This is a genomic window from Peribacillus sp. NPDC097198, assembly GCF_044762055.1.
Lineage (GTDB): Bacteria > Bacillota > Bacilli > Bacillales > DSM-1321 > Peribacillus.
Window position 1 is genome coordinate 85,093 of record NZ_JBIWDO010000006.1, and the last position, 20,496, is coordinate 105,588.

The following is a 20,496-nucleotide window of genomic DNA, read 5'->3' on the forward strand; positions in this document are numbered from 1 at the left end:
TGAAAATTTCCGCAAAAACCATACAAAAACGCCCCTTCATATAAATGAAGGGACGAATAAATTCGCGGTACCACCCAACTTGAGGACAAAAATATGCCCTCCGCTCGAGACGAATAACGGTCGTCACCCGTTTGTCGCTACTAATTTAGGTTCACAACAAATGCTCAAGGAAGTAATTCATCTCACTATTTGTACCGGTTTTCACCAACCACCGGCTCTCTAAAACAGGGATAGCTTAACTACTGGGTCCTATCATCGCTAATTCAATAAAGATAATACTAAATTTTTATCATACCTGCCGTACATTGTCAACAGCACCCTAGCTGAAGCCAGAAAAATGTAGAAGTTTCCTTTTTACCTAGATGTTATATGCTATAATATATGTGATTTCAGGGGGTTGATACGATGAATAATAATCAAAAAGATAGAATTCAATCGGCATGGAAACAAGTGAACCGATTTTTCAAAAGTGAAAAAACAATAAGGAATGCCAGAGTCTCCTACCAAGTGGTTTGGAATTTGACATTGATCGTAATTATTGTTGGAATTCTAGGCTTTTCATTCGCCGGTGGTGTTGGAGCCGGCTATTTCGCTGCCCTCGTCAAGGATGAGCCAGTGCGCTCAAAAGAAGATTTAAAAAAGGATATTTATAATTATGAAGAGACCTCTGAGATATATTTTGCAGATAAAGTATATCTAGGCAAGCTCACAAGCGATCTTGAGCGTGAAGAAGTGTCCATCGATAAAGTTTCCGATCACCTGAAGAATGCCGTCATCGCTACGGAAGACGAGTACTTTTATGAACACGATGGCGTTGTACCAAAAGCGATTCTCCGGGCGGTTTATCAAGAATTTTCGAACGCGGCCGTCCAATCCGGGGGAAGTACGTTAACACAGCAACTCATCAAGAACCAAGTGTTGACAAACGAAGTCTCCTTCGAACGAAAAGCAAAAGAAATTTTATTAGCACTCCGGGTGGAAAAGTTCTTTGAAAAAGAAGAGATATTAGAGACTTACCTAAATGTCTCCACTTTGGGAAGAAATTCATCAGGCAGAAACATTGCTGGTGTCCAAGCAGCAGCGGAAGGGATTTTTGGTAAAGACGCCAAAGACTTGAATCTCGCACAATCTGCTTTCATTGCCGGGTTGCCACAAAGTCCTTTTGGCTATACTCCCTATACGCAACAGGGAGAGATCAAGGATGATCTCGAACCAGGCATCAACCGGATGAAAACCGTATTGAAAAGGATGCACAGCAACGGATACATAACAAAGAAACAATACGAAAAAGCCAAAACATACGATATCACAAAAGACTTTATTGGCAAGAAAACATTACCTACCGAGAAATATCCATGGCTTACCTATGAAATTGAAAAACGATCTATCGATATCCTATCAGTCTACCTTGCAAAAGAAGATGGATATGAAGAAAAAGATTTAAAAAATGATGATTTGCACGAGCAATACCTAGCGCTAGCAGATCGAAACTTGCGTCAAAACGGCTATAAAATCTATTCGACCATCAATAAGAAAATCTATAATAAAATGCAGAAAGTGACGAAAAACTACCCGAACTTCGGATATGATAAAAACCAAACCATCATCGATCCCGATACGAAAGAATCAAAAATCGTTCAGGAACCGGTTGAGACTGGTGCCGTCCTCATCGAAAACAAGACAGGTAAAATCATCAGTTTTGTCGGCGGACGAGACTTTAAACGGGAACAGACCAACCATGCAACCGCAGCACTCCGCCCAAATGGATCGACGATGAAGCCGCTTCTCGTATTTGGCCCAGGCATCGATCTCGGGAAGATCTCACCAGGAAGCGTGACGTCCAATGTCCCTGTCTCCATACCGGATGGAAGCGGAAGGTTATGGAAGCCTAGGAACTACGGCGGTGGAAGCCTTACTGGTATAGCGACAGCCCGGGAGACTCTAAAGAACTCGTATAATATCCCGACCGCGCTATTTTATATGAAAATTCTTAACCAGAATCCTGTTTCCTATTTAGAAAAAATGGGCTTCACAAGCCTATCCAAATCCGATTACAGCAATCCATCCCTGTCTTTGGGCGCAATGACAAATGGCGTAACCGTAGAAGAAAATGTCAATGCCTATACCACTTTTGCCAACTCGGGTGAATTCATCGATGCCTACATGATCGATAAAATCGAATCCAAAGACGGCGAAGTCATCTACCAGCATAAAGTGAAGCCAGTTGAAGTTTTCTCACCACAGGCTGCCTACTTGACACTTGATATGATGCGGGATGTCGTAAACAGCGGTACGGCCGCTTCCGTCAAAAACCGCCTTGCCTTCTCCAGTGACTGGGCTGGCAAGACCGGGACCGGACAGGATTATAAGGATGCATGGTTCGTAGCCACTAACCCGAATGTGACGTTCGGCACTTGGATTGGTTATGATACACCTAAATCTTTGCAAGGAACATACAATGGCCTCCAGTACAATAACCGTAATATCTATTATTGGGCCGACTTAATGAATGCTGCCTATGAAGTGGATTCGAAGCTGGTGGATCCTGACAAACGCTTTGAAATGCCTGGGGGAATCGTCAGTCGTTCCTTCTGTGCAGCAACAGGACTTCTGCCATCAGACTCCTGTCAAAAAGCAGGGCTTGTTAAGACAGACTTATTCATTTCAAACCAAGTCCCAGCTAAAGGCGACGCTAGTTTGATAGATGGTCAATATGTTTCAGTCGGAAGCAGACGTTATGCTGCCCTTTCAGAAACACCAAGTGAATTCACAAGTGGAGGGTTTATGTTGGATCCCAAGTCCATTGATGAAATCGGATTAAAATACGTGGATGATCCCGGCGCCTTGATACCAGGTGGCGAGAAATGGGGAGATATCGCGGGTACAAGTGCGACGCTCAACGATAATGGAAAAGTGCCCGATCCCCTTTCCGTCACGGTGACTGATACGATCATTACCTGGGGTCTCCATCCTGAAGGAGATGTGGTTGGCTATCGCGTTTACCGTAATGGACAGAAAGTCGCCAGCATCAGTGCCGGTTCAGATTTGGTCTATAAGGCAAGTGCTGATGGAGGTTCTTATTACGTAACCGCCGTAGACATTGTCGGGAAAGAATCCGCTCCATCACAAAGCGTTCAGACTGTCGCTAAAAAGTCGAGCACCTTCGTGAATAAGAAGGATACGGAAACTGATTCCAGCGATCAAGAAAAAGACGAAAAAAAAGAAGATACAAAAGATAAAGATCACGACATTACTGATAAAGTCGAAAAGGATATAGCGGAAGAAGAGGAATGAAACACCCCTGCTTCCCATCTGAAAAAGAGGCAACCGGGAAGTTTCCGGTTGCCTCTTTTTTTGTAGATTGATTGATAATGTAGCACTTTTAGTCTTCCATGGATGATAAATCACCAGTCGGCAAATCCAGTTCCCAAGCTTTCAGGACACGACGCATGATTTTACCGCTTCTGGTCTTAGGAAGCTTATCACGGAACTCGATTTCACGAGGTGCTGCATGGGCCGCCAACCCATGCTTCACAAATTGCCGGATTTCATCTATTAATCCATCATTCGCAACATACCCATCACGGAGAGCAATGAATGCTTTAATAATCTCGCCACGGACTGGATCCGGCTTTCCAATGACCCCTGCTTCCGCAACGGCCGGATGCTCAAGCAGCTTACTTTCCACCTCAAACGGACCGACCCTTTCACCAGCTGTCATGATGACGTCATCGACACGACCTTGAAACCAGAAGAATCCCTCTTCATCCATGAAGGCAGAGTCCCCTGATACATACCAGTCACCTGGCATGAAGTACGATTCAAACTTCGACTCATTATTCCAGACCGTCTTCATCATGGATGGCCACCCTTTTTTAATAGCAAGGTTCCCCATTCGATGTGGAGGCAGTACGTTTCCTTGATCATCCACGATAGCCGCCTCCACGCCTGGAATCGGTTTACCCATCGAACCGGGTTTGATTTCCAGGCAGGGGTAATTACAGATAAGCTGGGCGCCAGTCTCCGTCATCCACCACGTATCATGTATGCGTCGATTAAATACTTTCATTCCCCAACGCACCACTTCAGGATTCAACGGCTCCCCTACACTAAGGACATGACGAAGTGAACCCAAATCGAAACGTTTGACGATCTCATCCCCTGCCCCCATCAACATCCTGAAGGCAGTCGGTGCGCTATACCAGACCGAAACCCCGAATTCCTCAAGCGTCTTGTACCATGACTCAGGCTTGAAACGACCACCTACGACCACATTTGAAGTACCGGTTAGCCATGGTCCGAAAATACCATAGGACGTCCCTGTCACCCATCCGGGATCCGCTGTGCACCAATACACGTCATCCTCCTGTAAATCGAGGACCCATTTAGCCGTTTGATAATGCTGGATCATCGCATTATGTACATGAAGCACCCCTTTTGGCTTACCCGTTGACCCGGATGTGTAGTGAAGAATCAATCCATCTTCACGATCCACCCATTCAGTGTCAAAGTGCTTGTCGGCTTCTTTTACTTTTTTATTGAAGTTATGGTATTTCCCTTCCTCCTGGATGTTCTCCCCCACTAAGAAAATATTTTTTAAATGGGGCAGGTCGTCTACCGGTACACGAGGCAATAATTCAGGTGTCGTCACCAATACGCTCGCTTCACTGTCTTCAAGGCGATCCCGCACCGCCCCCTCCATGAAGGCTTCGAATAGTGGCCCGACGACAGCTCCCGTTTTGATTGCACCGAGCAACGCAAAATAAAGTTCCGGGGACCGTGGCATGAAAATGAAAACGCGGTCTCCCTTCTTCACTTCAGCAAGGTTCTGAAATACATTGGCCGCTTGGTTTGTGTATTCTTTCATTTCCTTAAAGGTATACTTCTCGTTTCTTTTTTCATCTTTAAAATAAAGGGCGATTTTATTCTTTCTGTATGTCTCAGCATGTCGGTCAATGGCTTCATAAGCAAGGTTCACTTTTCCGGTTTCGGACCAGGAGAATTCCTTCTCCGTTTCAGACCAGTCAAAATGCTTGTACTTCTCATCGTAATTCAATAAATTATAATTGCCCTGCACTGCTGGTAGCGCTTTCATATTCATACAAATAATCCCCCTTCTTTTTGCTTTATAGCTCTTATTATAGTATAAAAAACTATTTTTCTCAATTTTTAAAATATTTACCTTTTTATAAATTCAAGGAAAATATTTCTTGATATTTTTGAACATTCAGGGTAAATCTTGGTATAGTTAGTTAGGAATGGTTTTATCCTTTCATTCTTCAGGCTCAACTGTAACAAAAGGTTCAAAAATGAGAGAGCTTTCATCATCTTGTCACTTGTTTTTTATGTATAATTTATGTAAGGTTTCCATCTATTTGGATGAATCAGTATACAAGATTGGTATTTTACTAGGGTGGTGAAGAAATGGAATATAGCAAGACCTATTACAAAAAAGAACTCCAGACATCAAGCGGAACACTTCTGATTGAAGGGCCGCTAACCGGAGAAATGATGGCCGGATACGATTTTCATGAAGACTTGGTCGCCTTTCGCCCTCCTGCACAACAGCATAAGGCATTGATTGAAATCGCCGATTTACCTGAGGGCCGAATCTTTATAGCCCGCGAGGAACGGACCATCGTTGGTTATGTGACTTATCTATATCCCGACCCATTGGAGCGCTGGTCAGAAATCAAGATGGATGACCTGATCGAGCTTGGTGCAATTGAAGTCATTCCCAAATACCGTGGTGCCGCTGTAGGAAAGAATTTAGTTCAGCTGTCTACGGAGGATGATTCGGTAGAGGACTTCATTATCATCACGACTGAATATTATTGGCATTGGGACTTGAGGGGGACGGGATTGAACGTTTGGGACTATCGAAAGGTCATGGAAAAAATGATGAGTGCTGGCGGGCTGGTTTATTATGCAACGGATGACCCGGAAATCAGTTCACATCCAGCAAACTGCCTGATGGCGCGTATAGGAAAGAGAGTGCCTCCGGAGTCCATCGAAAAGTTTGACCAATTACGTTTCATGAATCGTTTCATGTATTAAAGAGGCGAGTAAAGAGGAGGAACTACGTATGATTGTTGAAAAAATAATGAATGAAGATGTCATTGCCTTAACACCAACAGATACCATTCATAGTGCTGTCTTAATCTTAAAAGAGAAACGGATTCGCCATATCCCAATTGTCGATGAAAGCTTTCACCTCGTCGGATTAGTTAGTGACCGTGACATACGAGACGCTTCTCCTTCTATTTTCCGCACCGAAGAATACAAAAAGGATTTAGGAAAATCACTGGGAAGCATCATGAAAACCGATATCATCACAGGACATCCCCTGGACTTTGTAGAAGAGATTGGTGCCGTATTTTGTGAAAATAACATCAGCTGTCTTCCCATCCTAAAGGAAAAAAGGTTAGTGGGCATCATAACCGGAACTGATTTGCTTCATTCTTTCGTTGAACTGACGGGAGTCAATCAGCCCGGTTCCCAAATTGAAATCAGGATTCCCAATACGGCGGGAACGCTACACGACATTACCTCCATCTTCAAATTGCGCAAAGCGAACATTCTGAGCACGCTTGTCTATCCCGAAAAAGATGAATCCGATTACAAGATTCTCGTTGTCCGGGTACAAACCATGAATCCATTCATGGTCGTGGAAGACTTAAAGAAAGAAGGCTATACCGTTTTATGGCCTTGCCTGCCAGGTGCGTCTCATGACTGATCAATCCTTGTTTGTCTATTCCGATGAATTGCTGACCTACAAATTCAATGACGAGCACCCATTCAATCAAAAACGGCTTCAGCTCACGCTGGACCTCCTAAAAAAACACCATGCCATCCGTGAAGATCAGATCATCAAGCCGCGAATGGCGACCGATGAGGAATTACAACTGGTTCATGACCAGCATTATGTAAACGCTGTCAGGCTGGCTGGACAGGGAAAGCTTCTTCCCGAAAAAGCGGGAAACTATGGTTTAGGTACAGAAGATACCCCCATCTTTCCTAATATGCACGAAGCAAGTGCCCTGCTTGTTGGCGGAACCCTTACGGCGGTGGATGCCGTCATGACTGGTCAGTCCCTACATGCCCTTAACCTTGGCGGGGGGCTCCATCATGGTTTTCGAGGCAAAGCTTCAGGCTTTTGCATTTATAATGATAGCTCGGTCGCGATTAAATATTTACAAAAAAAATATGGTGCACGCGTCCTCTATGTCGATACGGATGCCCATCATGGTGATGGTGTACAGTGGTCCTTTTATGATGACCCTGAAGTCTGCACCCTTTCCATCCATGAAACGGGACGCTATTTGTTTCCCGGTACAGGCAATATCAATGAACGGGGGCAGGGCAAAGGCTATGGCTATTCGTTCAACATCCCGGTGGATGCATTCACGGAAGATGAATCATGGCTCGAATGCTATACAGCCGCATTCAAGGAAGTGATTGAATTCTTTAAGCCAGACGTCATCTTGACGCAAAACGGTGCTGATTCTCATTATTATGACCCACTCACCCACTTGTCGGCTACCATGAAGATTTATAGGGAAATCCCGAAATTAGCGCATGAAATGGCCCATAAGTATTGTGAGGGGCGCTGGATTGCCGTCGGTGGCGGTGGCTACGATATCTGGCGCGTCGTACCACGCGCCTGGTCCAGGGTCTGGCTCGAAATGACCAATAATGATATATCTGGACCCTTATCAAGGGAATGGATCGACACGTGGCAGCCTGAGGCTCCTGTGACCCTTCCGGATGAGTGGGATGACCTACAGGATATTTATGAACCCATTCCCCGGAAGCCGGCCATTACCGAGAAAAATGCCCAAACGCTCGAAAAAGCGCTCTACCCCATCCGTTCTAACAGACAAACGACCACCAGCACGGAGGATTAAATGGCCAAAAAAAGAGTGTTTCCAGTCTCCATTTCAAGACAAGTTTCACCTTATGAAAAAGAGAGTGCCCATAAGGACACTCTCATACTGGATTATTTCGTTGATTGACGTTTTTCGATGCGGTGCGGCAGAATCACTTTTTCTTGCCCCTCCACCAATTCCTGATTCATCAATTTAGTTAGCAACCTCATGGATACGGCCCCGATATCGTATAAAGGCTGAACGATGGTCGTGATCTGCGGGCGGACCATCAAGGTTAACCGTGTATTGTCGAAGCTGATTACCTCAAAGTCCCCTGGTACATTAAACCCTTTATCCTGAGCGGCATGAACGATGCCAAGTGCCATTTCATCGGCTCCGACTAGGATTGCTGTCGGCCGATCTTCGGCTTCAAGAAACTTATCAAATGATTCAATTCCTGAATCATATGTATAATCGCCTTCCACCAGTAAACTTTCATCGAAAGAAAGCCCCGCTTCTTTCAATCCCTGTTTGTAACCAGTTAATTTCTTCTCATTAATAGGCGCGGACAGATTCCCGCTCACATAACCTATTCGCTTGTGGCCATTTTTGGCAAAGGACATCACGGCATCAAACGCTGCCGCTTCATAATCAATATTGACCGATGGCACTTGCCCGCTTTCTTCGACGGAACCGGCCAATACGATGGGAACCGGTGAGTTCTTAAACTCCTTGACATGCTCGTCCGTGATGTTTCCACTCATGAATACGATACCATCTACTTGTTTACCTAGCATCGTATTCAATAAATGAAATTCCTTATCTATGTTTTCATCAGAACTGCTGAGAATGATATTGTATTTATACATGGACGCTATATCTTCAATACCACGTGCCAACTCCGCAAAAAAGATGCTGGAGATATCCGGAATCACGACACCTACCGTCGTTGTCTTCTTGCTGGCTAGCCCACGTGCCACTGCATTAGGGCGATACCCTAACCGGTTAATCACATCTGCGACTTTTTTCCTTGTCGCAGGTTTAACATTCGGATTCCCGTTTACTACGCGAGAAACGGTGGCCATCGAAACATTTGCTTCGCGGGCCACATCATAAATGGTTATATTATTCATTATTACATTCCTCCATTTGTTTCATTTTTTCCAATAAAGCATCAAATATTTCAAAGAAGATTCTATTATACGTATTTTTCTTATACGGAAAATTAATCGGTTAACGGAAATCTTTCTATTAATTTTTATATAAGCATAGCTTATATAGATATCTTCATTATGTATGATTCTAACTCAGAACAGTCCTCATCTTTTAACTTATCATACGATAGTAGAATGCTTCCTGCAATCCAATAGTGTCTTTTTCAGGACTTTTTCTGCAAAAACAAGTATTTTACCATTAAAAAAAGCCCTTGCCAAGATGGTAAGGGCCGAATGTACATATATTTCAAATATTCTTTCTTAAACCGTTACCCAGTTCAATCGTTTAATTTCGTTATAGAAATCATCAAATTGCTTGAAGTCCATCTGCTGTGCAGAATCAGATAAAGCAACAGAAGGATCTGGATGAACTTCCGCCATCACTCCATCTGCACCAATGGCAAGAGCTGCTTTAGCCGTTGGAAGAAGAAGGTCACGACGTCCGGTAGAATGGGTTACATCCACCATGACAGGTAAATGCGTTTCTTGTTTCAAGATCGGAACAGCAGAAATATCAAGCGTATTTCTTGTTGCTTTTTCGTACGTACGGATACCACGTTCACAAAGGATGATGTTTCCATTACCCTGCGACATGATGTATTCCGCTGCATGGATGAATTCTTCGATCGTAGCTGCAAGTCCACGTTTTAGAAGGACTGGTTTGTTTACGGCACCTGCCGCTTTCAATAAATCGAAGTTTTGCATGTTACGTGCACCGATTTGGATGACATCGATATGTTCAACCGCTGCTTCCATATCATTTGCACTTACGATTTCACTGATGACTGCCAAACCATATTCATCTGCAACCCGCTTGAGGATCTGTAATCCCTCTAAACCAAGTCCTTGGAAGTCGTATGGCGATGTACGCGGTTTGAATGCACCACCACGCATAAGCTTCAGGCCTTTTGCTTTGATGACTTCAGCAACTGCAGCCGTTTGTTCATAAGATTCCACGGCACATGGACCGAATACGAAACTAGGAATCCCGTTCCCGATAAGTTCACCTTTGATGTCGATGATTGTATCTTCCGGTTTTTGTTTTCTGGAAACAAGAAGCGTCTTCTTCTGATCATCTTTTTGAAGTTCTAAGCCTAATTTAAAGATTTCCTTGAAGATATGTTTAATCGAACCTAGGTCAAGAGGACCTTGATGATTCGCTTCAATAAGATCCAACATGATTCTTTCACGGACTGGATCGTAGCGGTTTACGCCCTGTTTTTCTTTAACGCGGCCGATTTCCTGTACTAGTCCCGCCCGTTGATTAATCAGTTGCAATAACTGAAGGTTTACATCATCCAATTGATTACGCAATCCATCAAGCTCTCTATTGCTCATTCCAAATCCATCCCTTCGATTTTAAAAATATCAACGATTTCACGATGGAAAACCCGTACTTTTTACCTGTTCGAATTTTCACTCATTTCAATCGATAATTTAAGCTATGAAAATTTTATAATAATTCATGTATAATTAAAAACAATTATAAATGAAATTCTTGTAAATGTCACTACTTTTTTCTTTATTAATTAAACGCTTTTAAGTACTAAAGTAATATATTACATAAAAGAAGGTGTCACTGATGCACGAAAAACTGTTTGCCTTGGACATTGGAACGCGTTCCGTTGTAGGAATTATATTAGAAAAAGAACAGGAAAGCTATAATATTATCGATATTCTATCAGAAGAGCATTCGGAGCGGGCCATGCTGGACGGTCAAATACATGATGTTCTAGCTGTGGCTAAAGTCATCTCTCACATTAAGGGCAAACTGGAGGAAACTCACGGTCCCCTAAGAAAGGTTTCTGTCGCTGCAGCCGGTAGGGCATTGAAAACCGAACGGGCGAAGACGTCTGTCGATATAGTTGGGAAACCGATGCTGACACATGAGGATATCCTCCACCTCGAATTCAGTGCTGTCCAGGAAGCCCAGGCGACCGTGGCAGAACAATCAGACTCCCGGTCCACTTATTATTGTGTTGGTTATTCGGTTTTATACTATCGCCTCGATGGACAGGAAATCGGAAGCCTGATCGATCAGAGCGGGGAAGAAGCGTCAGTTGAGATCATCGCCACCTTCCTGCCCAAGGTCGTTGTGGAATCCCTTTTAGCTGCCTTGAAAAGATCGGGATTGGAAATGCAGGCTCTTACGCTTGAGCCGATTGCGGCCATCAATGTCCTCATCCCGGCCTCTATGCGCCGCCTTAACGTCGCCTTGGTCGATATAGGGGCGGGGACTTCCGATATCGCCTTGACCGATTCAGGGACCGTCATCGCTTATGGAATGGTACCAATCGCTGGGGATGAAATTACCGAGGCCATAAGTGACTACCTGCTCCTGGACTTCCCTCTTGCAGAAAAGGCGAAAAGGGAATTGCTCGATCAAGATTCGATAACGGTCACTGATATTCTTGGATTTTCCACCGAGATTGCCAAGAGTGATATCATCGAACATATTCATCCTGCACTCGATAGGTTGGCTGAAGCCATCCGTTTAGAAATTCTCTCCTTGAATAATGAGTGTTCACCAAAAGCGGTGATGCTTGTCGGAGGTGGAAGCCAAACACCGGAATTATGCCGGCTTTTAGCTGAAAAACTAAACTTGCCAAGTAACCGTGTGGCAATCCGGGGCGTCGATGCGATCCAGAACCTTGGCATTTCGTCTGAAATCCAAAAAGGGCCTGAATTGGTAACACCGATTGGGATTGCCATTGCTGCCGATAAAAACCCGATTCAATACATGAGCATCACCGTTGACGGGCACCCCATCCGCTTGTTTGATATGAAACGAACAACAGTGGGGGATTGCCTGCTCACAGCAGGTATTAAGATGAGTTCTTTATATGGAAAACCCGGCATGGCCAAAATCGTCACGATCAACGGAAATCAATTTACCCTTCCCGGAAACCATGGAAAGAAATCGGTGATTACCTTAAACGGAACGGAAGCTTCTTTAGATGATGAAGTGAAGGATGAAGACGTCATCGTAACCTCAAAAGGGGAAGACGGTGAACCGGCCATTTTGCGCATACTCGATGTATTGGATGATATCCCTAGAAAAACCGTGATCCTTAACGGTACAGAGTATACCATCGAAGCCTCCATTACCAGAAATGGCAAAGCTGCCTCCATCCATGAATTAATCGAGGATCATGATCAAATAACTTGCAGGATACCAGTAACGATTAATGAGTTGATCAAAGAACTTCACTTATCCGAACTTCTTGCTTGCCTTGAACCGTTATCTATTAAATTGAACGGAAAGTCCATTCAGCTTCCCTCGTGGACGGGTAAAATCAGCAAAAATGGACTGGCAACAAAACGGACGTACTCCTTTGAAGATGGCGATGAATTAGAAGTGGTAAATCCAGCCCCTCCTACTTTATTAGAGGTGATGGAAGCTTTACAAATCCAGCATACCCACAACGTCCCTGTTTTTTTTGAAGGCAAACAAGTCATTCTGTCTAAAAATCTGGCAGAATTCAGACGCGGTGACGAGCGATTGAAAGATACGGACATCATCCAGCCAAATGATGACCTCAGTATGATCGAACATAAGGTGGAACCTTTTATCTTTCAAGACCTTTTCCGTCATGTGGAAATCTTTATGCCTACCACAGGGAATAGCCGATTCATTCTCATTAAAAATGAGCAGGAAACTACTTTTCACGATGAACTTGCCCCCGGTGACCAATTAAGAATTCTTTGGCCCACCACTAGTTGACATAGAAACAGTCTCATAAAATGAAAAAGGCAGGCATGTTGATTCAACAACACGCCTGCCTTTCATCATTTATTGAGAGATTGCTTTGCCTAGAGAATCTTCTGTAATTCTCCAATGGGATTCATTCCATGTAGGCGTGCCATTTTTAAATAGGATGGCTTGGGGGGATTGATGTTTGATTTCAAAAGTTTCCGCCACATGGTTGGAAAGCGGACGCGCTTCTTGCACGGCCAAGTAGGCCGTCTTTAACTCCGGGTGTTCAGCGATGAAATTTTGATAGTGCTCAAAAGCTTCCGCACTGACTGGGCAAGTAACACTATGCTTAAAAAGTAAAAAAAGATCTTCCGTTACGAGCTCATTGAATTGTTGTTCCGTTTCGATTTTAGTAAGTGTCATGTGTATTAACCCCTTTCGATTTCAGAAAAAAGACGATGAAGTCATCGTACCACTTCATCGTCTTTTTTGACAATTATTGTGCATACCTTCGCAAATATTGAGCGATTGAAGCATACATTATTTTTTTAATTTATTTTCGGTTTCATCAAAAGCTTTTTTTGCTTCATCTAATTTTAGCTTTGCCGTATTTTTGTTTCCGCTAGTCGGGTCGGCTTGTGTATTTTTTGACTTATTGTCTTTACTTTCAGGCATATTGGTTTCAACGGATACGATTTTCGAATCGGAAGTTCCCGTTACATCAATATCCTTATTGCTTGAGTTCGTAGTATCATTAGCTGCATCGCCATTTTCTTCTTTGCCCGTTTTTAGGTTCTTCACTTTATTGACGATATCTGAAGATTTACTAGAAACCAATTCAGTAACCGTTCCTGTTTTTTCTTTAGCGGTATCAGCCAAAACCGTACCTTTTTCCATCGCGGTTTGTCTTAGCTTCTCTGTTTTCTCGGAAAGGCTCTTAGCTTGTTCGTTGAAATCATTTCTTAATTCCTTGCCTGTTTTCGGAGCCATGAATAAAGCTGTAGCTGCTCCGATCATTCCGCCGATCAAGGCGCCGATCATGAAGTCCTTCGAATTGATGGAATCGCGTGCTTCCTCGTATGATTTTTGATATTCGCTTGTAGGATATTCTTTTTGCGTCATGTAACATTCTCCTTTCAAATTTGGGAATTTTTTTTATTTACCTGGTGTTAAGATCTAGATCGTAAAAACCTTTTTTTAGGTAGGTTATCTGTTTCAAGTGCTTCTCTTTCTATCTCTGCCTGTTCATATGCAGTTGGAGCGGTTTGCTTGTTCCTGGCCTTCCATTTATCACGGATTTCCATGGCCACGTTACTCCATTGAACGATTTGGGAAATTCGTTCTTGGTTGTTATCGATTTCTGCCTGCACTTTATTAGAAACCTTTTGGACGGATGTATTGAAGCTAGAGATGGAAATACCTACATCTTTCACTGCATCCACCACTGTGTTCAGATTTTCAGATTTCTGTTGCAAGTCTTCTGCTAACGAGTTTGTTTTATGTAGTAGCTGGGTAGTTTCAACCGTTATGCCTTGCATTTGGCTTTCAAGTCCCGTCAGCGTCCGGGCCACGCTGTCCAAGGTAGTTTGTAGTGATGTGAGTACCTTTGTTAAGAAGATAACAAGGACCAGGAAAGCGATTGCTGCCACTGCAGCACTTACGTATAATATGATCTCCATTGGAACACCTCCGAAAAAAAATCGACATATTTAGTAACTGTTTAGTTATTAATTACCCCTTCCCCGTTATTATAAACGTATTTAATTTGTGAATATACCCTATCTATACCTGTTTTGGAAATATTGATAGCGAAAAATTTCGACTAATTGGGACCAATGGATGAAATTTCTACAGCTAATCAGGTATGATAGAATAATAAAACTAAATATTGGAGGTATTCTACATGAAAGATCCTAGAATCGAGATACTTGCACATAATCTGATAAATTATTCAGTGAAACTCCAAAAGGGTGAAAAACTCTTGATAGAAAACTTTGGATTGCAACGCGAACTGGTCAACGCCCTTGTAAAAGAAGCGTATGCAGCTGATGGGTACCCATTCGTCCTCTTAAAGGACCATCAAGTGGATCGCGCCTTATTAATGGGTGCACAGGAAGAACAATACAAGATGATGGGTGAATTCGAAGCGAACGTGATGAGCCAGATGGATGCATATATCGGGCTTCGTGCCGGAGATAATATCAATGAGCAATCCGATGTGCCCGCAGACAAAATGGCGATTCATGGTCAAACGATCGGAAAAGTACATAGAAATATCCGCGTTCCGAAAACGAAATGGGTCGTGCTCCGTTACCCGACGAATTCTATGGCTCAATTAGCCAAAATGAGTATAGAAGCTTTCGAAGATTTCTATTTCGAAGTCTGCAATCTCGATTATGGAAAAATGAGCGTAGCCATGGATAGCCTTGTTGATTTGATGGATAAGACCGATAAAGTCCGCTTAACTGGTCCCGGAACAGACTTATCTTTCTCCATCAAGGACATTAAAGCCATCAAATGTGCAGGTGAACTGAACATTCCTGATGGTGAGGTGTACACAGCACCTGTTAAGGACTCGATTAATGGGGTCATTTCTTACAATACTCCATCTCCTTATCAGGGCTTTACTTTCGAAAACGTGAAGTTAACATTCAAGGATGGAAAAATTGTTGAAGCGGTGGCCAATGATACTGAACGCATCAACAAAATCTTTGATACAGATGAAGGCGCCCGTTATGTCGGTGAATTTGCTATCGGTGTAAATCCTTATATTCTACATCCGATGCAAGATATCCTCTTTGATGAGAAAATTGATGGAAGTTTTCACTTCACCCCTGGACAATGTTATGATGATGCCTTTAATGGCAACCATTCGAGTATTCACTGGGACTTAGTCAATATCCAGCGCCCTGAATACGGCGGTGGGGAAATTTACTTTGACGATGTGCTGATCCGAAAAGATGGACGCTTTGTTCTACCTGAACTTGAATCATTAAATCCAGAAAATTTAAAATGACCTACTTCACGCAGATCATGCTTGTGATTCCATAAAAAATGACCAACCCATTTATGGGTTGGTCATTTTTTATTTAACTTGCAGCGACTCCTCATAAGCAGCCTGGAATTTTTGAATATCCCCTGCACCCATGAATAGGACTACACTGTTTTTATGTTTTTGTAATTGCGTTGTTGTTTCTTCTGTAATAAGCTCGGCACCAGGAATTTTCTCCTGAAGATCTTCAATCGATAGTTTTCCATGATGTTCACGGGCAGATCCAAAGATTTCACATAAGTATACTTTATCGGCTAGATTCAGGCTGTCGGCGAACTCATCCAGGAATGCTTGCGTTCTTGAGAAAGTATGCGGTTGGAAGACCGCTACTATTTCACGCTCTGGATATTTTTGACGCGCTGAGTCAATGGTTGCTGAAATCTCTGTAGGATGATGGGCATAATCATCAATGATGATTTGACTCTCCATTTCCTTTTCGGAGAACCGGCGTTTTACGCCTTCAAAAGTGAGTAACTGAGCCTTCACGGCTTCCGTATCCAGGTTTTCATATTTACACAGTGCAATGACACCTAAAGCGTTCAACACACTATGCTTGCCAAAAGTCGGAATGGAGAAAGTATCGTAATACGTGTTCCTCACATTCACATCGAATGTCGTTCCCTCCGGAGTGACGGAAACATTTTTCGCTTGAAAATCGTTTCCTTCCGCAAATCCGTAAAAAATGACCGGTACTTTTGCTTGAATATGCGGTAAATGCTCGTCGTCCCCGCATGCAATGATCCCTTTATTGACTTGTAAGGCCATCGTTTGGAATGCCTCGAACACGTCTTCCACATTTGCATAGTAATCTGGATGATCGAAGTCAATATTCGTCATGATTGCATAGTCAGGATAATAAGAAAGGAAGTGACGGCGGTATTCACATGCTTCAAATACGAAGTAAGTAGAATCCACGATTCCTTTTCCAGTTCCATCCCCAATCAGATAGGATGTTGGTTTGGCACCACCCATGACATGGGCCAGCAAGCCTGTAGTCGACGTTTTACCATGTGCCCCGGTAACGGCAACACTTGTAAAGGTCTTCATGAAATCACCAAGAAAACGGTGATAACGTATCACTGGTAAACCAAGTTCCATTGCTTTCACGATTTCCGGATGGGTATCCGGGAACGCATTACCTGCAATGATGGTCATTCCAGGCTGAATGTTTTCCTCGTTAAAAGGAAGGATTTTTATCCCAGCTTTTTCTAACGCTATTTGTGTAAAGAATTCTTTTTCATAGTCGGAACCTTGCACTTGAATATTCATATCATGCAATATTTGAGCAAGCGCACTCATTCCCGAACCTTTGATACCCACAAAATGGTAAGCAGTCATATAACGAACCTCCACCAATCGTCTATCTGTATGACAGTATATGACGTCATGTTTATTTGTTTTTTCATTACGAAAACTTGCTCGAATTGTACTTTTCGCCTAGGTTTTTATACGTACTTTTTATTTATTCATCGACAAAAATATATTATATCACCTTTTTATTCATACATCCATGTCAGGGAGATGCCATTTTATCAAATCATTGGCTTTTCTATTCCATTCGCTTTAGAATTTATATCTCGCCCTTCACATTATATACAGAACCCTAGTATAGGTTCTCTTAATTTACGTGTAAAAATTCAAGTTCTTCCTCGGTAATCAGTACATCCCGTGGCCTGCTTCCCCTCGATTCAGAAACGACGCCCTGCTGTTCCATCATTTCTATCAGACGAGCTGCACGGTTGTATCCTACTCGGAAACGCCTTTGGACACTAGAAGCCGAAGCGGCCTGCTGATGAACGACGAATTCACATGCCTCAAAGAATAACTCGTCCGCTTCTTCCGTCACTTGGGCACGATTCAACAAATCTTCTTGTTCAAATAAATATTTTGGCTTCTGTTCCAGTTTCACATGATTGACCACTTGATCGATTTCTTCATCGCTTACAAAAGTCCCTTGCAGACGGACCGTTTTTGATGAACCGTTTTCCGCAAACAACATATCCCCTTTTCCTAACAGTTTCTCTGCCCCACCGCTATCAATGATGGTTCGCGAGTCGACTTGGGATGAAACGGAAAAAGCGATTCGAGTCGGGATATTCGCCTTGATTAAACCAGTGATAACATCCACGGACGGACGCTGTGTCGCCACAATTAAGTGAATGCCACAAGCACGGGCCTTTTGAGCAATGCGGCAAATCGCTTCCTCGACATCTGCCGGGGACATCATCATTAAATCGGCCAATTCGTCAATGATTACCAAGATATATGGCAGCTTATTGGAATATTGTCCGGCTTTTTCAGCCTGGTCATTAAAACGGCTGATATCCCTAACTCCTGCATGGACAAATAGTTCATAGCGGCGTTCCATTTCCTCCACTGCCCATTGCAAGGCCGCAGTGGCAGCTTTCACATCTGTGATGACCGGACTGACTAAATGGGGAATTTGGTTATATGGAGCAAGCTCAACCATTTTTGGATCAATCAACATCAATTTCAGTTCCTGAGGCGTTGCTTTATACAGTAAACTAACCAACATCGTATTGATGCACACGCTTTTTCCCGATCCCGTTTGCCCGGCAATCAGGCCATGCGGCATCTTTCTTAAATCGGTGATGATCGGCTGGCCGGAAATATCTAGTCCCAGCGCAACAGCGAGCGGTGATTCATGCTCTTGAAACTCAGTACTCTCCAAAACCTCACGCAAAAATACAGGCTTGCTCTTCCGATTCGGAATTTCAATGCCGATGGTATGCTTACCTGGAATTGGAGCTTCCATTCGCATATCCTGAGCCGCCAGACTTAACTTGATATCATCCATGAGGTTCGTCACTTTATTCACTTTCACACCCGGTTCAGGATGGACCTCGAAACGAGTGACCGCCGGACCTTGCGTCACGTTCACGACTTTTGCCCGGACATTGAAGTTTTTCAGTGTCTCGTCCAGCAATACGGTCTGTTCTTCAAGCCACTCATCATCATGTTCGGCATATGTGGGAGGAGTCAATAACTCGATCTTTGGAAATACATAATACGGATTTTCCTCATCTTCTACAGAATCGACTAGTCCCGTACTGACGGGATGGGCTGCTTTCATAGGCTCTGGAACAGCTACCTCCTGTTTTTCTTCATGTTCAACAACTTCCGCTTCTGGAATAACCGGAGAAATGGGAACCTCGTTCGTCTCGAAATGCGATTGTTTCTCGTGCTCAGGTAGCGAAGGAGTTACGGGTTCATACCGAACTTCCTCAGCCCTTTGTGGTTCAGGTGTATCCGTCCGTTCTTGAATGGCTTCTTCCTCAACCTGCACTCCTGTAGCAACGGGAATGGGTTCGCTTTCCAACGTAGTCCATGATGTTACAGGCTTTTCAGTGGGTCTCGTTTCAACAGCCACTACTCCCCTTTCGATTTCAGGGCTTTTTTTTTCCGCTTTAAAAGGATTTAGGAATGTAGCCTTTTCTTTATCCTGCTTTAACATCATGACATTAAAGGGGATATGCTTTTTCGGGCGTTTAGGGGATTCCTCGGTTTTCGGTTCCGTCCCCTGATCAAGGACTTCGGGATCAACAGGATCCTCGGCGATATATGCCGGGGCCTCAGGCTTACCTTCTTCGGCTGGAACGACAGTAGGTTCAACGGCTTCCATTATCCCGACCGCCACTTCCTGCCCAAATTCCACTTGCTCCGTTTCTTGCTCTTCAACTTCTTGGTCTACCGGAAATTCTGAAGCAACTGGTTCCGGCTCACTTGTCGCCGCCTTGGGGTCCGTATCCTCATTCCGGCGCATAAAGGCAGGAACCTCGGAAATGGCTTCTTCTTTTTTTTCATCTATCTGTTCTGGTACAAGAACGGAAGGTTCACGGGTCAATTCCTCATAAACCTCTTCCTTTACCTCGTTCGGAATAATCCTTGGAACCTCAGGCTCTTCTTTTTTAAGAACAGGAAATTTGCTCTCTAATTCAAATTCGACCGATTTGACCACTTTTTTTTCCGGTCGCCGAAACCCATAAACAGGTGAGGGGATTTCCGTCGGTCGGAACGGGGTATTGGATGGCAGGATCTTTTGAGTAGCGATCCGTTCAGCGTTCTTCCGTTTCTGCTCGGGACTCTGCTTAGGCCTTTTGGATTCATAGGATTCCGTATCCTGTTTATGCTCCCGCTCCTCTCTTCTCTTTTCCCTAGGCTTTCTCACACGTTGTTCCTTATCAGGTATCAGAGGGAATTTAAATTCCCCTTTTGGATATTGAAACAAGATCTTCGTATCCGGATCTTTCGTTTGGGACATTTTTGCCACCGTTTGATTGTATGCTTCGATTTCTTCCTTCTTTGTCTTGGGAAGTTTAGAAAAGTCCATCTTCTTTAAAGTCTCTTTATCGATCGGTTCATCTATTATTATTTCTTCAATCTCAATAATTTCCTCTGCTTGGAACCACTTTTTCATTTTATTTAGCCACTTCAAACCTATCACTCTTTCTACTATCTGTAATTATGTAACTAATTCTACCAGTATTTTTTGAAATATCGAGAGAAATTAAGGTTAATAGGGATATATATGTAGTTTTTTGCAAATTTCCGCAGGAATCATCCCAATTTCACATAACTCTTAACCTATTTAAACCCCTTTTCATATGAGTTTAAACACGTTCTAATTATATAGTCTACTATTTA

The 20,496-nt window shown here is 43.3% G+C and carries 14 protein-coding genes and 1 other annotated feature; of the genes, 6 read left to right on the top strand and 8 right to left on the bottom strand.

Annotation, left to right across the window (positions count from 1 at the left end):
- Positions 1-45: 45 nt before the first annotated feature.
- Positions 46-265, bottom strand: a binding site (T-box leader).
- Positions 266-405: 140 nt separating this feature from the next.
- Positions 406-3,294 (top strand): transglycosylase domain-containing protein, encoded by a 2,889-nt coding sequence (locus ACIQXQ_RS12320; protein ID WP_402957752.1) that lies wholly within the window; start codon positions 406-408, stop codon positions 3,292-3,294.
- An 88-nt stretch (positions 3,295-3,382) separates the two neighbouring features.
- Here ACIQXQ_RS12320 and acsA read toward each other — a convergent pair whose 3' ends face one another.
- A complete protein-coding gene (gene acsA, locus ACIQXQ_RS12325) occupies positions 3,383-5,101 on the bottom strand; it encodes an acetate--CoA ligase (RefSeq protein ID WP_402957754.1) in 1,719 nt (572 codons plus the stop codon).
- A gap of 323 nt (positions 5,102-5,424) precedes the next feature.
- Here acsA and ACIQXQ_RS12330 point away from each other — a divergent pair, with 323 nt between their 5' ends.
- The 3 genes from ACIQXQ_RS12330 to ACIQXQ_RS12340 are packed head-to-tail and all read left to right on the top strand — an operon-like array spanning position 5,425 to position 7,907.
- Positions 5,425-6,057: a GNAT family N-acetyltransferase gene (locus tag ACIQXQ_RS12330; RefSeq protein WP_402874910.1), complete on the top strand. Its 633-nt coding sequence runs from the start codon at positions 5,425-5,427 to the stop codon at positions 6,055-6,057.
- Between the two features lie 28 nt (positions 6,058-6,085).
- Positions 6,086-6,736, top strand: coding sequence for an acetoin utilization AcuB family protein (locus ACIQXQ_RS12335; protein ID WP_402957756.1), 651 nt, complete (start codon positions 6,086-6,088; stop codon positions 6,734-6,736).
- Positions 6,729-7,907: an acetoin utilization protein AcuC gene (locus tag ACIQXQ_RS12340; RefSeq protein WP_402874974.1), complete on the top strand. Its 1,179-nt coding sequence runs from the start codon at positions 6,729-6,731 to the stop codon at positions 7,905-7,907. Before ACIQXQ_RS12335 ends, ACIQXQ_RS12340 begins: the two co-directional genes overlap by 8 nt.
- Before the next feature lie 92 nt (positions 7,908-7,999).
- Here ACIQXQ_RS12340 and ccpA read toward each other — a convergent pair whose 3' ends face one another.
- On the bottom strand, positions 8,000-9,001 hold the full coding sequence (gene ccpA, locus ACIQXQ_RS12345; protein WP_402957758.1) for a catabolite control protein A: 1,002 nt from the start codon (positions 8,999-9,001) through the stop codon (positions 8,000-8,002).
- Positions 9,002-9,343: 342 nt separating this feature from the next.
- Positions 9,344-10,420 (bottom strand): bifunctional 3-deoxy-7-phosphoheptulonate synthase/chorismate mutase, encoded by a 1,077-nt coding sequence (locus ACIQXQ_RS12350; protein ID WP_402874901.1) that lies wholly within the window; start codon positions 10,418-10,420, stop codon positions 9,344-9,346.
- Between the two features lie 244 nt (positions 10,421-10,664).
- On the opposite strand from ACIQXQ_RS12350, the gene ACIQXQ_RS12355 reads away from it, so the two are divergent.
- Entirely contained in the window at positions 10,665-12,806 is a 2,142-nt protein-coding gene (locus tag ACIQXQ_RS12355) for a cell division protein FtsA (protein WP_402874898.1), read from the top strand.
- Positions 12,807-12,875: 69 nt separating this feature from the next.
- Here the strand turns inward: ACIQXQ_RS12355 and ytxJ are convergent, their stop codons facing one another.
- The 3 genes from ytxJ to ACIQXQ_RS12370 form a co-directional block, all read right to left on the bottom strand.
- A complete protein-coding gene (gene ytxJ / locus ACIQXQ_RS12360) occupies positions 12,876-13,202 on the bottom strand; it encodes a bacillithiol system redox-active protein YtxJ (RefSeq protein WP_402957761.1) in 327 nt (108 codons plus the stop codon).
- Positions 13,203-13,319: 117 nt separating this feature from the next.
- The gene (locus tag ACIQXQ_RS12365) at positions 13,320-13,901 is read right to left on the bottom strand and encodes a YtxH domain-containing protein (RefSeq protein ID WP_402874890.1); all 582 of its coding nucleotides are present in this window, start codon (positions 13,899-13,901) and stop codon (positions 13,320-13,322) included.
- Between the two features lie 47 nt (positions 13,902-13,948).
- Complete coding sequence (locus tag ACIQXQ_RS12370; RefSeq protein WP_402957763.1) at positions 13,949-14,458, bottom strand: DUF948 domain-containing protein; 510 nt, start codon at positions 14,456-14,458, stop codon at positions 13,949-13,951.
- Between the two features lie 224 nt (positions 14,459-14,682).
- Between ACIQXQ_RS12370 and ACIQXQ_RS12375 the strand changes: the two genes are divergently transcribed.
- On the top strand, positions 14,683-15,795 hold the full coding sequence (locus ACIQXQ_RS12375) for an aminopeptidase (protein WP_402874883.1): 1,113 nt from the start codon (positions 14,683-14,685) through the stop codon (positions 15,793-15,795).
- Positions 15,796-15,864: 69 nt separating this feature from the next.
- On the opposite strand, the gene murC is transcribed toward ACIQXQ_RS12375, so the two are convergent.
- On the bottom strand, positions 15,865-17,169 hold the full coding sequence (gene murC / locus ACIQXQ_RS12380; protein WP_402874880.1) for a UDP-N-acetylmuramate--L-alanine ligase: 1,305 nt from the start codon (positions 17,167-17,169) through the stop codon (positions 15,865-15,867).
- Positions 17,170-17,449: 280 nt separating this feature from the next.
- Positions 17,450-20,269 (bottom strand): DNA translocase FtsK, encoded by a 2,820-nt coding sequence (locus ACIQXQ_RS12385; RefSeq protein WP_402957765.1) that lies wholly within the window; start codon positions 20,267-20,269, stop codon positions 17,450-17,452.
- Between the last annotated feature and the right edge of the window lie 227 nt (positions 20,270-20,496).

Coding starts and splice junctions, on each gene's coding strand:
- ACIQXQ_RS12370 (WP_402957763.1), bottom strand. CDS start 14,458: ATGGAGATCATATTATACGTAAGTGCTGCAGTGGCAGCAATCGCTTTC.
- ytxJ (WP_402957761.1), bottom strand. CDS start 13,202: ATGACACTTACTAAAATCGAAACGGAACAACAATTCAATGAGCTCGTA.
- ACIQXQ_RS12355 (WP_402874898.1), top strand. CDS start 10,665: ATGCACGAAAAACTGTTTGCCTTGGACATTGGAACGCGTTCCGTTGTA.
- ACIQXQ_RS12330 (WP_402874910.1), top strand. CDS start 5,425: ATGGAATATAGCAAGACCTATTACAAAAAAGAACTCCAGACATCAAGC.
- ccpA (WP_402957758.1), bottom strand. CDS start 9,001: ATGAATAATATAACCATTTATGATGTGGCCCGCGAAGCAAATGTTTCG.
- ACIQXQ_RS12385 (WP_402957765.1), bottom strand. CDS start 20,269: ATGAAAAAGTGGTTCCAAGCAGAGGAAATTATTGAGATTGAAGAAATA.
- murC (WP_402874880.1), bottom strand. CDS start 17,169: ATGACTGCTTACCATTTTGTGGGTATCAAAGGTTCGGGAATGAGTGCG.
- ACIQXQ_RS12375 (WP_402874883.1), top strand. CDS start 14,683: ATGAAAGATCCTAGAATCGAGATACTTGCACATAATCTGATAAATTAT.
- ACIQXQ_RS12350 (WP_402874901.1), bottom strand. CDS start 10,420: ATGAGCAATAGAGAGCTTGATGGATTGCGTAATCAATTGGATGATGTA.
- ACIQXQ_RS12340 (WP_402874974.1), top strand. CDS start 6,729: ATGACTGATCAATCCTTGTTTGTCTATTCCGATGAATTGCTGACCTAC.
- ACIQXQ_RS12335 (WP_402957756.1), top strand. CDS start 6,086: ATGATTGTTGAAAAAATAATGAATGAAGATGTCATTGCCTTAACACCA.
- ACIQXQ_RS12365 (WP_402874890.1), bottom strand. CDS start 13,901: ATGACGCAAAAAGAATATCCTACAAGCGAATATCAAAAATCATACGAG.
- ACIQXQ_RS12320 (WP_402957752.1), top strand. CDS start 406: ATGAATAATAATCAAAAAGATAGAATTCAATCGGCATGGAAACAAGTG.
- acsA (WP_402957754.1), bottom strand. CDS start 5,101: ATGAATATGAAAGCGCTACCAGCAGTGCAGGGCAATTATAATTTATTG.